This window comes from Vibrio algarum (genome assembly GCF_028204155.1).
GTDB classification, from domain to species: domain Bacteria; phylum Pseudomonadota; class Gammaproteobacteria; order Enterobacterales; family Vibrionaceae; genus Vibrio; species Vibrio algarum.
Genome location: NZ_JAQLOI010000003.1, coordinates 508,581 through 527,665 on the forward strand (window position 1 = coordinate 508,581; position 19,085 = coordinate 527,665).

The following is a 19,085-nucleotide window of genomic DNA, read 5'->3' on the forward strand; positions in this document are numbered from 1 at the left end:
AACCATCTAGAGTTAGAAGTCAAAAAACGCATTGGCGTTGGAGTAACAGATATTTTGCACAGTAAACGTGAGCAAGTCCCAATCGTCGGGGATATCTCCCTGAGCAACCCAAAGGCTTAACTGATTACAGAAAATACGTCGAAAATATTCGTGCCGGCTTAGTGACATCAAATTACGAGAATCTGTCACCATTCCGATGAATCCGCCAAGCGCCCCCATATTCTTAAGAGTGGTTAACTGCGATTCAATACCTTGCTTATGATCATTGAACCACCATGCTGGTCCGAACTGTATTTTCCCACTGGTGGTATCGCTATCTTGGAATGCACCACACAGCGCGACAAACATTGCGTTGTTATTGGGGTTGAGATTGTACAACACCGTTTTAGGCAATTGTTTTGACCTATCTAGGCTATCCAACAAACTGGCTAGGCCAAGAACAGAATCATCATTAATGATACTAAACCCGGTACATGGACCAAGCTCCTCTTTTCGTCTGCTGTTTACATTTGCTGATACGCCTATATGCAATTGCCAAGCCCATCCAAACTGATAGCATAGCTCACCAAGAGAGGTAAACAATTGAGTCTTAACTATTTTCTGGTCGTCTATAGTCAACTCTTTGCCCGCCAAAAGGCGCTGAAATGCGCTCTCTATTTCCGCAGAAGACCCCTGTTTATATTCTATGGTTGGCAGACCCAGATCGGCTAAACGACAACCCAGTTGATGAAAAGCCTGCATCCTCTTTTCTATTGCTGCTATATAATCATCAAAACAGCGAATAACACTCGAAGAATGCAGCTCCAAATCTCTTACGAAAAGCAAAAACTGACGACTGTTATGGAATGCAAACAAGTCATCGGCCCGAAATGTTGGCAGTATATTGGTGTTAATCTTGCCTACAAGTTTGTCATGAGCAAGCAAAGAGTGATATTCCAACGACGATAGTGGTGAGTCTGTGGTACACAATGTCTGTACGTTCAAGTTTTCCAGCAAAGTTCGGGGTTGATGGAGAGAACTGGCCAGTTTATCAGTGCATTTTTGCCATATTTCCATAGCATTAGTTGGATTTAGTAACTGATGGCACTCAAAGAAACGGGCTAACTCAAGATGCGACCAGTGATAAAGCGGATTACCAACCAAGTAAGGCACTGCCTTACACCAATGACTAAATTTTTCGTAATCGCTCGCCGACCCTGTAATAAAATGCTCGTCGATTCCGGTACTTCTCATTGCACGCCAAAAATAGTGGTCGTGTTTTAACCATGCCTCGGTCAGGTTCTTAGGTCCCGTGTTTTGAACTATCTCTTTGGCGTCAAGATGACTATGAAAATCAATAATAGGTAGCGAGCTCGCGACTTCATGAAAAAGACGAACAGCCAATGAATTAGTTAATAGAAAACCCGGTTCTATGTAGTATGCAGCCATTGTATTCCTTGGAGCAATGTAACAAAAATACGGGTCAAGCTAAGCAAATAGCTGACCCGATTCTAATTAGCCAACGGTACTGTCGACTGGTTTTGATATGTCACTCGTTTGAGCGCTCTTGTACAGAAGATATCCAACGGTGAGTATCACAACTCCGCAGAATGCGAAGGCCATGCGTCCCCAGAATGGATTTGGTATAAGCACCATTGTCATCACTAACGTGCCAAATACTAATATCAGCTTGCCGAGCATGTTACGCTGTTGACAATCGACAATATCCTGCCCTTCATCTTCGACAACAGGTGTCTCAACGTCTGTCCAAAATTCTTGCAGTTCCGTGCGACGACTACCTTCTGGTTCTTTATAAAATCTGGTTGTAAAGCAGAAGAAACCACCAGTGATGAATAAGTGTCCAACTATACCTAGCAAGACTTTCAGGTCTTTCGCTTCACGGCCAGTGAACGGTGTATCTAGGTTTAACCAGTTCGCTACGACATCAGCCGTTATAACAAAGCTCACAAGGTAGGAGACAATAATGCCCACGACTAGTGTTGCCCATGCTGCCCAATCTGGTGTTTTCTTAATAAACATACCAAAGAACAGCGGAACCAAAATCGGCATTTGTAGCAAGGTACTTACATACATCATGGCATCAAAGAGGCTTAAGCCACGCAGCGAATTGATAAACAAGGCAACAAGTATGATTAAGGCACCAAACACTAAGGTAACAACCTGACTAACGCGCAGTAGTTTGGCATCTTCTGCGTCTTTATTTACGAAAATCGCGTAGAAATTGCGTACAAAAACACCTGCATTACGGTTAAGACCTGAATCCATTGAAGACATGGTTGCAGCAAACACAGCAGCCATAAGTAGTCCGACCATCCCGACAGGCATAGCACGCTCAACAAAGACCAGATATACTGCATCGGCAGCTTTATTACCCAATTCTCCAGCATGCACTGCAGCTGCATCTGGATAGAGGACTGCGGTTGCCCACGGTGGCATAAACCAAATTGCAGGACCTATCAGCATAAGGACAAAAGCGAGTAACGCTGCCTTACGAGCATTAATAGAATCTTTAGCAGTAAGGAATCGATATGAGTCGTTCATGTTGTTGATATTTTGTAACTGTTTAACAAACATGAAGATAAACCAGCTAACGAACAATAGTGGATAGTTCATGTTAGATCCCATCACACTATCAACCGGGAACTGCTCAATCAGATTGGAAGGTCCACCCACCTTGACGATGGCGGCCACAGCACATACGACGGTCACCGACATAATAACAACCATCTGCACAAAATCGGATGCAACGACACCCCAGGATCCTCCGATCACCGAGATAAACAGGACAATCAATCCGGTTGCGACGATAGTAGTCTCAATATCTATCTTAAATACAGCACTAACGAACAATGCTAGACCATTCAGCCAGATACCAGTGTAGACGATACTGGTTGGCATAGTTGCCCAAGTGAACACCTGCTCATTTGTGGCGCCAAAACGACGGCGAACCCCTTCAATAGGTGTGACAGTACGCATTTGACGAAAACGGTAAGAAAAGAAAAGCCAAGAGAGTAAGAAGCCAAATGCGTTGGCCATAAACACGACCATGATGGGGAAACCATCCGTAAACGCCTTACCTGCAGCCCCTGTAAAAGTCCAGGCACTAAACTGAGTCATAAACGCGGTGGATCCAACCATCCACCAGAGCATTTTTCCTCCCCCTCTAAAATAGTCGCTGGTAGATCGCCCAGCCATGCGTTTGAATAACAATCCGACCACTATCATAAATATGAAATAGACGAACACGACCAGCATGTCAATATTCATTTTTGACTCCAATGAAGTTATGTATTGATTAGTAAAATTACCACGAATTTTAGCTACAACTTAAAAATCAAAACGTAGTTTTATATTTTTATCTAGCTGGGTGATTTTTATATTTATTGGGTCGCTCAATACATTTGCTTTTTATCCGAGCGTGACAGAGCTCTCACATCAGCGCCAAAATTGGGACCTTCGTCACGGCTAATTGACTCTATTTGGCTTTTTTTGGTGGTAGAGATTAGATCTCTCCGCTCTCGTACAAAGTTTATTGATACCAATCTGGAAAACTATCTGATCAATGACATGAATATAATGGAGCAAGAACTCTTCTTTCTGAGATTGGTAATTGAAGGGATATCAGTTGGTTTATTGAGCCAGATTACCCAACTCTCTTGAAACAAGGTTATGAACCTATAAACACAACCGTCATAACCGAGTATCGCGGTACCATTGGTCTCAATAACGAGAGTATTTTGAATGTTGGTAAAATCTTTAACCTTAGCAGGAGATTGCTCAATGGCGGGACAAACTCTAGCGACACCAGGAGTATCAACATCACGCAGAATCTCTAATGAATCGATACTAATTAAAGAAAATGAGCACTATTTAACCTACAGATTAAGATGCACACTTGTTCTCTTCGTTAAGAAAATGTGACCTAGTGAGAAAAATAGAGTGATAATTCTAAAGAGAAACGCTGGGGGAGTATGAATTGACCAAAAAAAGGCAGGGTGCCGCGTTGCAACCTGCCTTTCATATACAGAGTTAGAAAACGTTATGCTGTTTCAACTTCTGAATTTGCACTGCTCGTTTCGGCATTGTAAATCGTTTCGTCTAACTCACCTTCACTCTTAGCAATGAGTACAGAAACCATCATATCGCCACACACGTTAACGGTGGTACGCGCCATATCTAGAATACGGTCAATACCAGCAACAATCGCTAAACCTTCAATTGGAAGACCAACTGTCGTTAGAACGAGTGATAACATGATAAGGCCTGCACCCGGCACGCCCGCAGTACCAATTGACGCTAATGTAGACGTTAAGATAATCAACATGTAATCCGACATTTCAAGATCAATGCCAAAGGCTTGAGCAATAAATAGCGCACAAACACCTTGATAAAGTGCAGTACCGTCCATGTTGATGGTAGCGCCAAGCGGTAGAACAAAGCTTGATACACCTTTAGATACGCCAAGTTCTTCACGGCTTGCTTTGATAGTGGCAGGAAGCGTACCTGAACTGCTCGTCGTAGTGAACGCGACTGCCGCAGGATTAACCAGTGCTTTAACATAACGTATAGGGTTTAGACGACCGACAAAACTAATAATGCCAGTGTAGAACACTAAAACATGTACCAGACTACCTAAGTAAGCAACAGCGATTACTTTGATAAGCGGTAGTAAGATATCTATACCGTATTTACCAGCAACCCATGCCATCAAACCGAAGACACCAAATGGAGCGAACTTCATTACAATTTCAGTTAGCTTGTACATTGCTTCCGCTAGACTTTCAAAAACAGCGATAGCAGGCTTAGCCTTATCACCAATTAGCGTTAATGACACACCTAAACCAATTGCAAATACAATGATTTGAAGAATGTTGCCCGCTGCTAATGCACCTACTGGATTTTTAGGAATAATGTTTAATAAAGTTTGTACCAGTGGTGGTGCTTCCTTACCCATTGTTGCGGAATCTTTAGCGACCATATTTAACCCTTCACCAGGACCAAAAATTGCAGCTAAACTTAGACCAATAGTGATAGCAATAGCGGTTGTCCCTAGGTAAAGAATGATAGCTTTTGCGCCAATACGACCCATTTTACGAGAGTCTTGCATCGATGTAACACCGACAATCAAAGAACAGAAAATCAACGGTACAATCAGCATTTTGATTGCGTTGATAAACAGAGTACCAATTGGTTTTAGTACTTCCGCTTCTGGTCCCATAACCGCACCGACGATCACACCAGCGACCATACCAACTACGATTTTTTTCCACAATTCCATTTTGCCCCAAAAACCACCACCTGCCTGTGGTGCAGCATCCTTTCTACTCATCATTTTTTCCTTTAATTATTAGCCTTATTGAATATGCCTACTGTCCATAGTTACATCTTGATATATACAGCAACCCAACACCTAACTTGCAATGATAATGCCAGAGAATGAGTTAATATAACCATTTGATAACAATAAGATTTAATCAGGATAGCAAATAACAATGGGTATAACTAAAGTTATAGAAAACCATAGTTGGTATAAAAACCATAAAAATAACAAAGAGATGGCACCTTATAACAATTCGCATAGTATAACTTTTGTTATAAGGGTTTGGTTTGTTACTTCTCTTGGCCTTTTTTGAGGCGTTTACTCAATGCTGGTTGCGAAATACCAAGCATACGGGATGCTAACGATTGGTTTCCATGAGCACGCTCCATCGCTGATCCAATAAGCAACTCACTTATTTCTTGTAGTGTGGGTAGAGGTTTATTTGGATCAAACAAACCACTGTCGTACTCAACTGGCGTTAAATCGTTATAAGAATGATCAATGACCCTGCGAAATACGTCCATCGATAGAGTGTGACTCTTATGCTGCCCTATTGCATCATAAACCAACGCCTGTAATTCTCGTATATTGCCAGGGAAGTGGTAAGTAGATAGCAGCACCGGTAGCTCTTTAGGAAAAGTAGGCACTCTCTTATCCATCTCATTCGACGCTTTTTCCAAAAAATGCATAAACAGCATCGGAATATCTTCTTTTCGCTCTCTTAATGGTGGCACCTCGACGTAGTGGGTGCAAAGCCGGAAATAGAGATCTTTTCTAAAGCTACCTTCTTCTACTTTTGATTTAAGATTCTGATGGGTTGCCGCAACTATGCGCGCCTTGCTTCTTCTGGGGCGATCGCTGCCCAAAGGGTAATAATCCCCTTCTTGTAAAAGTCGAAGCAATTTAGTTTGGGAAGCATGGCTAAGATCTCCAATTTCATCCAGAAACAAAGTGCCATCTGCTGCCGTTTCAACCATACCCACGCGCTTTTTGTCCGCTCCTGTAAAGGCACCGCGGCTATGACCAAACAAAGTGTCAGCAAAAACGTTGTCATCTATCCCAGCAACATTAACACTCACCATTTTACCGGGGCGTCGGCTTAAAGTATGTACCGCTCTGGCTATTTGCTCCTTGCCTACCCCACTTTCTCCGCAGATCATCACAGATTGTCGACTAGAAGAGACCGACTCTAAATACTGAAATATTGAGCGCAGTTTTTTATCCTTAGTGATTATCTCTGAAAATACCTGTGGTTCTTCTAGAGTGTCAGAAAGAAAACGTCTACGCATCTCTTCATTTTCTCTGCGCATCTCCTGCATGGTGATCGCCCGTTTAATCCCCTCTAATAATCGATTTTCTTCTGTTGTTTTTACAAAGTAGTCATAGGCACCAAGGCGAAGGCAATCCACGGCTGTTTCTATCTGATTCATTCCGCTGATAATAATAACGCCGACATGAGGATGTTTTTCTACAATTTGCTGAAGGAGCACATCACCAGTTAAATGAGGCATATTTAAATCAAGTAATACCAGCTCAATCGGATGCTCTTCAATTAGTGTCATCACCTCTCGACTATCACTGGTTTGATACAGGTGATTTATCCCGCCTCGCCTTTCTAAAACCAAGGACAAACTGCGTATAAATGCTGATTCATCATCAACTACCAGAACCCCAAAACCCGGATAAAGCGTATCTTTCATGTAAATCAAATGTCCTTCGTAATCGGAATAATAAGTTTAATCTGAGTACCTTTGCCTAATTCAGACTCAAATAATAACTTGCCACCATGCTCCTCAATAATATTAGAAGAGATAGATAAGCCAAGGCCTGTACCACCGTCTTTACGTTTAGTCGTAAAAAACGGGTCAGTAAGTCGAGAAATATGCTTAGCGTCTATCCCGCATCCTTCATCAATGACAGTGATTTTAATCCTTCGGTTCGCTGCCTGATATTCTGTTTTTATCCGAATTGCCTGCTTCGCGTTGTCTAATGCCTGGCAAGCATTGACAATAAGGTTGATAATAACTTGTTGTAGCCTTTGGCTGTTTCCTTTAAAAAGAGGAAGTAGCTCACCATACGAAACAGAAAAATCATCCGTAGCTGATTTAATCGTCCTGTCCGTTAAGCGAATCGCTGCTGCAACGACTTGGTTTAAGTCAACATTATCGGACAAAACCTGCGGTTCTTGTCTAGCAAAATCACGAAGGTCACTAACGATCCGACGAATATGATTTGAGCCTTCCAACATTTCCCCTAGCATTAATGGAATCTCTTTACGTATACGGCTATAGCTAAGACCCGCAATATCGAAATCACCATGGACTTCATAGTGCTCTTCGAGTATCTCTTCTATATCTTCAAACGACTCTTTCAAAACAGGTAAATTGAGCAACAACAAACTGGTTGGATTATTGATTTCATGTGCCACGCCAGAAACAAGTATACCTAAAGACGCCATTTTATCTGCCTGGACTAGTTGTTGCTGTTGCTGCTCTAGTTTTTTGGTTCTCCGCGCGACTTGTTTCGCTAAACTTCGGTTCCACACAATAACAGCCACAAAAAACGACAAAAACAAAATAGAGGCGATAACAACAAATAGACTAATTCGTTGCCAATTTACGCCATTATCAGTATATGAACCAAACCACTTATTATAGATTTCCTGTTGTTTACCAGTATTTTTGAGTATTGCCAGACCTTCATTAAACTTAGCGAGTAACTCTGCGTTACCCTTTAATACTGCATAACCATAACGTTGAGACCCTAACGGTTTGCCTACGGGTTCTATATTAGATAACGACAACTCTTTACCTAAATATAGACCCGGTAAGTTTGCAACAAATGCATAATCATATTTTCCAGAAGAGAGCATTCGCAATGCAGCTGCATGGGTATCTACGTATATGAGCCGAACATCAACGCCTGAACTTTCAATTCGCTCAGCCATTATTCCACCGCTTTGCACAATAACGTACTTTTCAGAAAGTTCGGATAAATGACTAATAGGCGGTGATCCGATGCGAGCAAAAACCGATTGATGGATCAAAGAATGTGGTGGAGAAAAATCGAGTAATAGGGCTCTCTCTTCAGAATAAGAGATCCCTTGAAGAAGATCGATATCCCCATTTTCAAGCTCATGTTTCATTTCATCCCAGCTTGACAAAGCGACTTTAACATCCAACCCCATAACGTCTGCAATGGCATAAGTCAGCTCGGTATTATAACCATCGGGATCGCCCTTATCATTGATAAACTCATAAGGAGGATAATTGTGGTCACCACCAACCACTATATTGTCGCTCGCGAATGCGTTAGCAAAAAATACCATAGTGCAAAGAAACAACCATGCGCTGGGCGAACATTTCACTTTACTCATAATTTTTATTGCAACCCATGCTATAAATGTTTCAACCTTGCGAAAAGTATACATTAATCACAATGATGTAAAACCGGAACAAAGCCGAAGTGAGATGAATAATTCCGACATTTTCGCTCACTCTATTCAACATTTAGACAACCACGAAAAAAGCACTATCACCGCTATTATTATCTATAAATTAGTCAGTTATATGGCAAACCTTTGAAGCTGTAACACGAAACTTCAGTACCGACAGACTATTTTGTACATAAAAACGTGCTTTTTCACAAAAAATTGAAGTTAATATAAAAAGTTAACGTAATAGTTATTGACTTCCTACGTAGTTGATTTAAGCTTCGTCCCGGCTAGAAAGAAAAGCTTTTGTTTTAAGATTTACAAGTCGTTGGTTAGCTCAAAACTTCCCGCCGTGTGTATCTAAATAGCAATCTATTTTTTCCACGCTATCTAAATAAGTCCCAAAATGGGGCCTACACAATATTTATTAGGAATAAAGACTATGTCTAACACAGTGACTGGTACAGTAAAATGGTTTAACGAAACTAAAGGTTTCGGTTTCATTCAACAAGAAAACGGCCCTGACGTTTTCGCACACTTCAGTGCTATCCAATCTGACGGCTTCCGCACTCTTGCTGAAGGTCAAAAAGTTGAGTTTACTGTAACTCAAGGCCAAAAAGGCCCACAAGCTGAGAACATCAAACCTGTTTAATACAGTTTGGTAAATCGCTAAAATTTATGTAGCCAGTCTCGCGACTGGCTATTTTTTTGTCTTTTTTCTAGAGAAGAGTAGAAAACATGCGCACCTTAGGAAATATTATTTGGTTTTTATTCGGTGGAATCATCATGGGTTTAGCGTGGTGGTTTTTCGGTATTCTCGCTTTTGTCAGTATTATAGGCATTCCATGGGGACGCGCTTGCTTTGTAATGGGCACCTTTTCCTTCTTCCCATTTGGCAAGGAAGCGATTGATAGGGAGGAGCTGACAAGAAATAGAGATATTGGTACTGGTACGCTTGGTATTATCGGCAATATACTTTGGTTCTGTTTTGCTGGCATTTGGCTTGCGATTGGTCATATTACATCTGCGATTGCTTGTTTCGTTACGATTATTGGCATTCCTTTCAGTATTCAGCATTTAAAACTCGCCGCTATCGCTCTTTTCCCTATTGGTAAAACCATCGTTGAAAAAGAAGTCGCATCAGCCGCTAGAGACGCAAACGCTCAAGACTATATTCGTAGAAATAGAAAATAATCTGTAAAAACTGAAAATAGACCTTCATAAAACCAATAGAAGAGAAATCAACGTGGCTTTAAAACCAACAATCTATAAATTTCGTATTGCACTAACCGATATGAATCGAGATTACTATGATTCACTTAGTTTAACGATTGCTCAGCACCCATCAGAAAACTTAACAAGAATGATGGCTCGTGTTTTGGCATTTTCAATGAACGCTCAACCAGACCTTGCTTTTACTAAAGGGCTTTCAAATATAGAAGAGCCGGATATATGGCATAAAACACTCGATGAGCAAATATCGTTGTGGATCGATGTGGGCGAACCAGATCCTGAACGCGTTAAAAAATCGACACGATTGGCGCGCAATGTTCGAATATATAGTTTTAACACTAAATCAGATGTTTGGTGGAAACAAAACTCGAATAAACTAAACTTATTAAAAGCACAAGTGTATAGGTTAGATGCTGAGGCAATTGAAACTCTAGCGACCTATGTAAAAAGGACAATGGATATTTCTATCATGCTTACTGGTAATTCCGCATTTGTTTCAACAGAAAATGGGGATTGTGAGGTAGAGTGGGTAGAACTGAAGGCATAGCGGAATATGACAGACTCAATCATGAGTAAGCTCAAACAGCAGTTGGAGATTGCAGGACTAGATACTCTTCATCTTTCAGATAAGGAGACGTTACTGTTTGCTCGTGCGATAGAAGAAAAAGCCGCTGTATTTGAAGAGATTTGTTTAAATAGCCCTGAAAAAAAACCTAAACTACTGCTGCTGGGGTTACTAACCAAGTTACAAATAGAAGCAACAGCAAGGCTAGATGCTCAAGCAGATAAAATTGGACTCATGCAGAATATATTTTCCGATACTCTCGGCCAATCTCAAGCGGATAAATTTAGTGCCGATTCTGTCATCGAGCTTTCTCTAATCACTAAGTTATGGCTTATGGTGCAAGGTTACCTAAATATGGACTTCAGTTTAGCGAACGATTATGCGCTCAATGCCGCCACACTTCTCGCTAAAGCACTTCATTCACACGACGTGGACGAAATTAGGACAGAGCTTCTCGCAAGCTATTATCATGGTAAACACAAACGCAAGGGGGACGAGCCTTCTATCCTCTGGTCAAATAAAATTATTAGCTGGTTTACTAAGTCTCACTAAATTAGGTTTTATAAAGTACTTTGACGACATGCCAGCCAAACTTTGTCTTAACGATAAATGGTGTCAACACTTCATTTTTAAATACCGCTTTGTCGAACTGCGGCACCATTGAACCTTGACGAAACTCACCTAGATCACCCCCTTTTTTAGCCGATGGACAGGTTGAATGTTTCTTGGCTAAAACTTGAAATTTTGCCCCTTTCTTGAGTTGTTCTAGCAAATCTTTCGCTAAAGACTCGTGTTTCACTAATATATGTAATGCTGCTGCAGTTCTGGCCATTATGAGCTCCAAAAAAATAGAAGGCGATTTTAACTAAATAACTAAAGATGTACACGTTCAAGTCGCTATAACGACATATAAATAAAAATTATGCTGAGTAGTGCTCTAGAGTTCGCTATTATAGAATAAGCAATTCAGTCGTATATGTAGGAAACAAATATGAAAAGCAAAGCGAAACAGTCCCAAGGGATGCTATTGTTCAAACTTTCTCTGCAACAGCAGAGCTTTGCTATTGGTACGCTAAAAGTACGAGAAATTGTTCCCTACTCTCCGACCACGCAGATCCCTTATTCACACCATCATGTCATTGGTACCGTTAATATACGCGGGCTCACTGTTCCTGTCATCGATATGGCAGCAGCTATTGGGTTTAGACCCATATCAAAAGAAGAATATAACAACTGTTATCTTATCGTTACCGACTGTTTAAGAACCATCGTTGCTTTTATGGTTAGAACGATTGAAAAAATTATCGATTGTGACTGGCATGCTATTGAACCATCTCCAGAAACGGCTGGTCCCGACGTTTTTGTTACCGGAATAACTCGACATGACGACAAAATCGTACAGATGCTCGACGTTGAATTACTGTTATCAAAAATCTACCCTCAGGATGCGTCGGCCAGAATACCTATTTTGACAGATGTTGAACGTGAACGCTTAAAGCCACTAAATATTCTATTGGTAGACGACTCTATTATTGCCCGTAAGCAACTTTCTGATGCGCTTGATAGTATCAACATATCCTATTCAGTCTGCAAAAATGGGATAGATGCACTCGATCTAATGAAAAACTATGCCGAAGAAGGCCGGCCCGTTGATTTGCTTGTAAGTGATATAGAAATGCCAGGTCTTGATGGCTATGAACTCGCCTTTGAAGTACAAAATAACCCAAAAATAAGTAACGCCTATCGAATACTGCATACCTCTCTTTCTAGCGAAATGAGTGCCGATAGAGCCCATCAGGTGGGAGCACATGAAGCACTATCTAAATTTGATGCGACAGAGCTAGTACAAGCCATGCTGCGCGGAGCTGAACAGATCGAAAAATCGGCAGTGAAAAGCTAATACCTTTATACAGAGACAATGCTCGCCATTCCAACATCAATTAGAATGGCGAGCTATTAATCCTTATTCGTCAATATCTACTAACTTAGTACTACCGCCATGAATTTTCTCTCTTTTTCTCTGAATGACAGCGTAGAAGCCAGGTATTAGGAACGTTCCTGCCAACAGCACACATAACAAACCACCAACGAGAGAGACACCAAGTGAGTTTTGACTGATATGCCCTGCACCCGTGGCGAATATTAGGGGCGTGATACCCAATATAAATGACCAGGATGTCATGTTCACCGCTCTGAATCGTAGCTTACCACCATAGACAGCCGCATCATCTACAGGAATGTCTTTCTCCTCTCGCTCTTGCTTAGCAAACTCCACAATGAGAATGGCATTTTTCGCGGCCAACGCAATTAACAATACTAAACCGATTTGTGCGTAAAGATTCAACGGTAAACCAGCTAGGTTCAATGCTAAGAAAGACCCTAGTGTTGCTATAGGTACAACAAGAATAATCGCAACCGGTATACTCCAGCTTTCATACTGAGCCACCATAAATAAATAGATAAAGATAAGTGCTAGTGCAAAAGCAAAAATAGCTTGGTTTCCTGCTTTCACTTCTTGATACGCCATCCCCGTCCATTCATATTGATACCCATGAGGTAGGACTTCAGCCGCAACACGTTCCATTGCAGCAATAGCGTCACCACTGGAATACCCCAGAGCTGGTTGACCTTGAATAACCGCTGAGCGATACATGTTATAACGCCATGCAACATCTGGTTCAAAAACCTGCTCATAAGAAACCAACGTACTCAGGGGGATCATTTTTCCATCAGCAGAACGCACATTAAATCGATTCAGATTATCCATACTGCTTCGATGTTCACTTTCAGCCTGCATGGTCACCCTGAAATTTTTACCAAACATAGTAAAATCATTCACATAGATTGAACCTAAGTTACCTTGTAATGTTTGGAAAATATCGCCTAATGATAACCCTAACTGTTTGGCCTTCTCTCGGTCAATATCCACGTGATAATGGGGAACATTCGCTCTAAAAGTACTAAATGTGTATTGTATTTCTGGTTGTTGATTCGCAGTTTGAATTACATCATTCATCACTTGAGCAAGATCAGTCCTATTTCTTCCTAACGTATCTTCCAATACAAATTCAAATCCAGATGCTGCCCCCATACCAGGAACAGCAGGCGGGCCCATTGCAAACACAACCGCTTCAGGCAGTTGTTGAGCCGCAGCTGCATTAATCCTCTGAGAGATAGCAAAAGATGAGTGGTCACCTTCTAGGCTATTTCTCGCATCCCAGTCTTTAAGTTTTACAAACAAGGTAGCGCCATTAGAGGCTGACGCTCCAGTAAGTAACGCATAACCATTCGCGACAGTAACACCGTCAATGCCCGGCTCTTGCTCAACCAATTCCATGAGTTTAGCACTTGCTTCTTCTGTTCTAGAAAGAGATGCTGAATCAGGCAACTGAACGTTTACTAATAAAATACCTTTATCTTCTTGAGGTACAAACGCGGTTGATGTTGTTTTAGCAAAGAAAGTTACAGCAGCAACGGCGATTAAGAAAAAGGTACCAAGTAGGATAGTTTTTCTAACCAAGAATCCGGCAATATTACCGTACCCTTGCGTTACTTTATCCAGCCCTCTATTAAATGCCTTAAACCAGTTCGCCGTGTTATCGCCACCTTGCTTTAGAACTAGCGAGCAGAGTGCTGGTGATAGTGTCAATGCATTGATAGAAGAGATAACCACAGAAATACAGATCGTTAACGCAAACTGACGATACATAATCCCAGTAATCCCTGGTAGCATTGCTACAGGTAGGAAAACGGCCAGTAAAACGAGCGTAGAGGTAATAATAGGACCGGTTACCTCTTTCATTGCTATTAATGTTGCTTTCGCTGGCGTCAAACTTGGGTCTTTTTTCATCGTTGTATCGACATTTTCAATAACTAAAATGGCGTCATCAACAACAATACCAATGGCCAATATCAAGCCGAACAATGTCACCGTATTTATGGTAAAACCGGATATGAGCATCACGGCAAAAGTACCGATTAAGGAGACCGGAATAGCGACAATAGGTATCAACGTAGCTCTAGCACTGCCCAAGAACATATAAGTAACGGCGATAACCAATAAGATAGCTTCGATTAATGTCTTCACTACCCCTTTTATAGATTCAGCGACAAATACCGTCGTGTCATAACTGGCTTCATACTCCATACCTTCTGGGAAATTAACACTCATATTGTCCAGAAGTGCCATTACTGCTTCACCGCTTTCTAAGGCGTTTGCACCGGACTGCAGTGACAAGGTTACTATTGATGCATCCTGTCCTCTGAATTTACCATTACCATCATAGAATTTTTTACCTAACTCTAATCTAGCCACATCTTTCAAATAAATGGTTGAGCCGTCATTATTGGCTCTTAGTACTACATTTTCGAACTCTTCAACCGTTTCTAGTCGACCTTTTGTAACTAGGTTAAATTGAACTTCTTGGGCATTGTTAAATGGTGGAGCACCAACTTTACCTGCTGCTACTTGTACGTTCTGTTCTGCTAAGGCGGAATAAATATCTGTTGTAGTTAAATTAAGGCTTGTCATCTTGTCTGGGTCTAGCCAGACACGCATTGAGTACTCACCGCCCCCTATAACCCCTACCTCACTGATACCTTTTACCCGAGCCAGTTGATCTTTAACGTTGAGGTTTATGTAGTTAACCAAAAACTGATCATCGTACTTACCATCAGGTGAGTAAAAATTAAGAACCATAAGTAAGTCTGGTGATCTCTTTTTAACAGTCACCCCAACCATGCGTACTTCTTGAGGCAGTTTAGATTCTATCTGTGTTACCCGATTTTGCACATTAACTTGCGCCATATCAGGATCAGTGCCAACGTCAAAGGTCACGTTTAGACTGTACGAGCCATCATTGGCGCTTTTAGATGACATGTAGATCATGTCTTCAACACCGTTTACAGACGTCTCTATTGGGTCTGCAATGGCTTGCTCCACCGTCTCAGCACTTGCACCAGTGTAAAATGCCGTTACGCTCACTGACGGAGGGCTAATTTGAGGGTATTCCGCCACCGGCAGTTGCGTTAATGATATAGCGCCAGCTAAGGTCAAAATAATGGAGATAACAAGAGCAAACTTTGGACGTTGAATAAAGAAACGACTAAGCATATCTACGATTCCTCTTCTGTAGATTTTTCAGCCTGAGAGGCATTTTCCATTCTGACTTCAATACCATTGCGAACTCGTTGTAACCCTTTAGTGATCACTCGATCACTCGTGGATAATCCCTCCACGATAATAATTCCAGATTCCGTTTGCTTCCCAAGCTTTACATTATGTCGTTCAGCGATGTCACCATCACTCAGCACCATAACATAATCACCTTGCAAGTCACTTTGAACAGCGCGACGGGGAATCGTGATCACCTCTATGGCTTTCTTCTCCTGAATGTTCACTTTTACATGTTGTCCAGGTAATAGTATTTGATTCGGATTGGCAAAGCTGGCTCTCATCGCTAATGTGCCTGTAGTCACATCTATACGGTTGTCAATAAAGTCTATGTATCCACTATGGTTATATGTTTTGTCATTCTCCAATATCACATGTACTTCGACTTTATCGGTAGCACCTTCACCTCGGCCTTCTACATCATCCATTCCCATGTTCAAGCGGTCTCTTTCGCTAACGGTAAAGCTAGCGTGAATTGGGTCTAAGCTAACAATATTTGTTAATGTTCCTGTTGAAGGAGAGACAAGATCACCCGTACTTACGTAACTTTCACTGATTCTTCCTGATACAGGTGCTTCGATACGAGTATATGATAGGTTGACTTCAGCAACATTCAACTGAGCTTTTGCTGCTTCCAACTGCGCTTCTGCTCCGAGCTTAATACTGGTTAACGCGTCATATTCCGAACGAGATATATTCCCTTTAGGCAATAAATCTTTGCCTCGTTCAAAATCTAACATCGCCTTTTGCACATCGGCATTCGCTTGAGCAATCGCCGCTTTCGCGCTAGCAACCTGAGCTTGATAAGAAGAAGACTCTATCTGATACAGCAATTGCCCCTTTTCTACAGTATCTCCTTCAGTAAAATGACGAGATTTTAAGTAACCAGAAATCTGAGCTGTAATAGACACATCCTCTACTGCGCTTACTCGACCAACATAACTTTGGTTGCGATGGTAAGAAGTCAGTTCAACTTTTTCCGCAGAAACAAGAGGGGCCTGTGCTTGTTGTAACAATGGTTCTTTGCCACATCCAACTAGAAAAGCAGCACTAGAAACAGTGATAAGAAGTAATTTTTTTGCATTAGTCAACCAACGATTATTATGAATTTTCAACAGCTTATTGGTTAACAAAGTAGATGATAAAAAACCAGATAATGTCCGAGGTTTATCAAGATTTAGCAGGAAATTGTTTACAAATATTTCAAAAAGAAACAGCATATAAAAAGTCGCCATTTATTCAGCGACTTTTTATATCTATTTAAGTGAGGTTAACGATATCTATCTTTTGTCAGAAAATAGCGTTTTTCTATGGTACACCGTAACCTTTTGATGCAACCCAAACTCTATACCATTGCTCTCTAGTCAGTTCGAACTTTAGTGCAGCAATGGCCGTTTGAACACGTTCAATTTTGCCCGACCCGATAATTGGTAATGGTTTAGATGGTAAGCGACGAACCCAAGCATAAATAACTTGATCGATGCTCTCTGCTCCGATTTCCTGCCGAATCGCTTCGAGCTCATTTCTAACTCGCGTCTCTTTTTCTGAGTTTCCAGAGAAAATGCCGCCACCAGCCAAACATGACCATGCCATTGGCCTGGTATTTTGAGTCTGCATTTGATCGAGCGTACCGTCATCAACAACATCAAAGTTTAGTGGATTAATTTCTACTTGATTTGTTACCAACGGCTCGTCCAACCGCGATTGCAACAACTCGAACTGACGAGGGCTATGGTTAGATACACCAAAATGTGTCACCTTTCCCGCTTTTTTTAGCGCTAAAAACGTTTCTGCCACTTCATCCGCATTCATTAATGCGTCAGGTCTATGGATCAGCAAAACATCTATGTTTTCGATATTTAAGCGAGACAATGAATTATTAACAGATGCAACGATATGCTGTTTACTTGTATCGTAATGATTAATTTTTCTTTCTGGTGTGTGATCACCACATAAGTGGATATCACACTTAGTCACGATTTCTATTTGATCGCGCATCGACTTATCGAGTGCTAGGGCTTCACCAAAAAGCAGTTCACATTGATAATTCCCATAAATATCCGCATGATCAACAGTGGTCACACCTAACTCCACGTGTTGCTTCAAAAAACTGAGCCTTTGTTGAGGGCTCATGCCCCACTCTGCCATTCTCCAATAACCTTGAACCAATTCTGAAAAAACTGGGCCTTGCGGTGAAATACTCACTTTAGCAACCATTAGGTTGTCTCCTTGATAAACTGGATAAGGTAAATCCTAGGCTTGTTTGACGGCTTGCTCAATGGTAAAAGAAGGAATATTCGAACCAGAGTACGAAATCATGAGCTTTTCAGAGAGATTACAAGAGTTAATAGGCCAAGAAAGCATCAGTGGCTTCGCTAGACGAGTCGATCTAAATGAAGCGTTGATCAGAAAATACCTTAAAGGCAGTGAACCTAGTCTATCTAAAGCAAATCAAATTGCGATGAGAGCGAACTGCTCACTGGAGTGGCTAGCAACTGGTTGTGGATATTTATACCGTCAAGCCGAAATAGTGGATATGGAGGCCTATAAAATGGCTTACGAATTCGTTACTGCTCGGCCGTTAGTTGAAGAGAATAAACACCGCAACATTATTGCTGGTTATCAATATCTACGAGCACATAAAAAAGCAGACAATTATCTCGATAAAACGGGTATGAAAGCCTTCTTAAATCGTGGCCAATAATTCAGGTTCAATCAACTCCATCCATTCGCTTAAAATACACATTTATGCCATGTTCACTACTGGTAAAAATCGCGGTGCGACTAGGCTTTTTCTCGTAGTATTCAGAATTTGGGTACCACGTTAGTTGTCTTTCTGAAGATATTGGACCTTCATTTAAAAACATAACCATTTCTCGGTTGACTAATTTGATTGACTTGTTTTTCAGCTCCTCAATCGCGTTATATTCTTTACCTTCAATTATGGCTTGGGCAAGTACATAACCGTCTTTTCTTAGGTTTAGCTGTAACTCTGAATACACTAATGGCGAATAAGGTGAGGTAATTTCTATTTCATGTACTAATTCATCGGATACAAATAAGCGACTTTCCACATCAACGTTATAGTATTTGGTTACATCAGAGCAAAACTCCTCATATTCCTGCTCCAATCCGCAGTCATACAAATCCATCGAGTCCTGTACTCGCTCTAAACTCCATGGTGCCGTATTTGGGTCAATCATTGGCTGTAACCATTCAAGTGAGAATGCACTCGCTTGATTCGTAAATATAAGTAACCAAATAGACAACCAAGTTTGTTTTTTCATGTTTACTGCACCTACGTCAATTGCGGGTATTGTACAGATTTAAACAAAACACCATTCAAAAAATTTCCGAAACA

Annotated in this window: 16 protein-coding genes; 6 read left to right on the forward strand and 10 right to left on the reverse strand. The window is 41.2% G+C overall.

Translation table 11 applies throughout. From position 1 onward, the window contains the following. Nucleotides 1-12 precede the first annotated feature (12 nt). The 5 genes from uxaC to PGX00_RS17690 form a co-directional block, all read right to left on the reverse strand. The gene (gene uxaC / locus PGX00_RS17670; RefSeq protein ID WP_272139034.1) at nt 13-1,428 is read right to left on the reverse strand and encodes a glucuronate isomerase; all 1,416 of its coding nucleotides are present in this window, start codon (nt 1,426-1,428) and stop codon (nt 13-15) included. Nucleotides 1,429-1,494: 66 nt separating this feature from the next. Then, nucleotides 1,495-3,267 carry a sodium:solute symporter family protein gene (locus PGX00_RS17675; RefSeq protein WP_272139036.1) on the reverse strand — a complete coding sequence of 591 codons (1,773 nt, stop codon included), beginning with the start codon at nt 3,265-3,267 and terminating at the stop codon, nt 1,495-1,497. Between the two features lie 772 nt (nt 3,268-4,039). Then, nucleotides 4,040-5,329, reverse strand: a complete 1,290-nt coding sequence (locus PGX00_RS17680) for a dicarboxylate/amino acid:cation symporter (protein WP_272139038.1) — start codon at nt 5,327-5,329, stop codon at nt 4,040-4,042. Nucleotides 5,330-5,610: 281 nt separating this feature from the next. Further along, nucleotides 5,611-7,020: a sigma-54-dependent transcriptional regulator gene (locus tag PGX00_RS17685; RefSeq protein ID WP_272139040.1), complete on the reverse strand. Its 1,410-nt coding sequence runs from the start codon at nt 7,018-7,020 to the stop codon at nt 5,611-5,613. Between the two features lie 5 nt (nt 7,021-7,025). Next, a complete protein-coding gene (locus tag PGX00_RS17690) occupies nt 7,026-8,696 on the reverse strand; it encodes a transporter substrate-binding domain-containing protein (RefSeq protein ID WP_272139042.1) in 1,671 nt (556 codons plus the stop codon). A gap of 499 nt (nt 8,697-9,195) precedes the next feature. Between PGX00_RS17690 and PGX00_RS17695 the strand changes: the two genes are divergently transcribed. The 4 genes from PGX00_RS17695 (at nt 9,196) to PGX00_RS17710 (ending at nt 11,103) form a co-directional block, all read left to right on the forward strand. Beyond that, complete coding sequence (locus PGX00_RS17695) at nt 9,196-9,405, forward strand: cold-shock protein (protein ID WP_171751734.1); 210 nt, start codon at nt 9,196-9,198, stop codon at nt 9,403-9,405. Nucleotides 9,406-9,491: 86 nt separating this feature from the next. Next, nucleotides 9,492-9,947, forward strand: a complete 456-nt coding sequence (locus PGX00_RS17700) for a YccF domain-containing protein (RefSeq protein WP_272139046.1) — start codon at nt 9,492-9,494, stop codon at nt 9,945-9,947. A gap of 52 nt (nt 9,948-9,999) precedes the next feature. Next, nucleotides 10,000-10,533 carry a YaeQ family protein gene (locus PGX00_RS17705; RefSeq protein WP_272139048.1) on the forward strand — a complete coding sequence of 178 codons (534 nt, stop codon included), beginning with the start codon at nt 10,000-10,002 and terminating at the stop codon, nt 10,531-10,533. Nucleotides 10,534-10,539: 6 nt separating this feature from the next. Beyond that, complete coding sequence (locus PGX00_RS17710; RefSeq protein WP_272139050.1) at nt 10,540-11,103, forward strand: hypothetical protein; 564 nt, start codon at nt 10,540-10,542, stop codon at nt 11,101-11,103. Nucleotide 11,104: 1 nt separating this feature from the next. On the opposite strand, the gene ppiC is transcribed toward PGX00_RS17710, so the two are convergent. Then, on the reverse strand, nt 11,105-11,383 hold the full coding sequence (gene ppiC / locus PGX00_RS17715; protein ID WP_272139052.1) for a peptidylprolyl isomerase PpiC: 279 nt from the start codon (nt 11,381-11,383) through the stop codon (nt 11,105-11,107). Nucleotides 11,384-11,542: 159 nt separating this feature from the next. Between ppiC and PGX00_RS17720 the strand changes: the two genes are divergently transcribed. Further along, on the forward strand, nt 11,543-12,451 hold the full coding sequence (locus tag PGX00_RS17720; RefSeq protein WP_272139054.1) for a chemotaxis protein: 909 nt from the start codon (nt 11,543-11,545) through the stop codon (nt 12,449-12,451). A gap of 63 nt (nt 12,452-12,514) precedes the next feature. Here PGX00_RS17720 and PGX00_RS17725 read toward each other — a convergent pair whose 3' ends face one another. From PGX00_RS17725 to PGX00_RS17735, 3 genes are all read right to left on the reverse strand, one after another. Next, the gene (locus PGX00_RS17725; RefSeq protein ID WP_272139056.1) at nt 12,515-15,664 is read right to left on the reverse strand and encodes an efflux RND transporter permease subunit; all 3,150 of its coding nucleotides are present in this window, start codon (nt 15,662-15,664) and stop codon (nt 12,515-12,517) included. A gap of 2 nt (nt 15,665-15,666) precedes the next feature. Beyond that, a complete protein-coding gene (locus tag PGX00_RS17730; protein ID WP_272139059.1) occupies nt 15,667-16,944 on the reverse strand; it encodes an efflux RND transporter periplasmic adaptor subunit in 1,278 nt (425 codons plus the stop codon). An 88-nt stretch (nt 16,945-17,032) separates the two neighbouring features. Beyond that, entirely contained in the window at nt 17,033-17,941 is a 909-nt protein-coding gene (locus tag PGX00_RS17735) for an aldo/keto reductase (RefSeq protein ID WP_272139061.1), read from the reverse strand. Nucleotides 17,942-18,041: 100 nt separating this feature from the next. On the opposite strand from PGX00_RS17735, the gene PGX00_RS17740 reads away from it, so the two are divergent. Next, complete coding sequence (locus PGX00_RS17740; RefSeq protein ID WP_272140898.1) at nt 18,042-18,428, forward strand: XRE family transcriptional regulator; 387 nt, start codon at nt 18,042-18,044, stop codon at nt 18,426-18,428. 7 nt (nt 18,429-18,435) lie between these two features. On the opposite strand, the gene PGX00_RS17745 is transcribed toward PGX00_RS17740, so the two are convergent. Further along, entirely contained in the window at nt 18,436-19,011 is a 576-nt protein-coding gene (locus tag PGX00_RS17745) for a hypothetical protein (RefSeq protein WP_272139063.1), read from the reverse strand. Nucleotides 19,012-19,085: the final 74 nt, after the last annotated feature.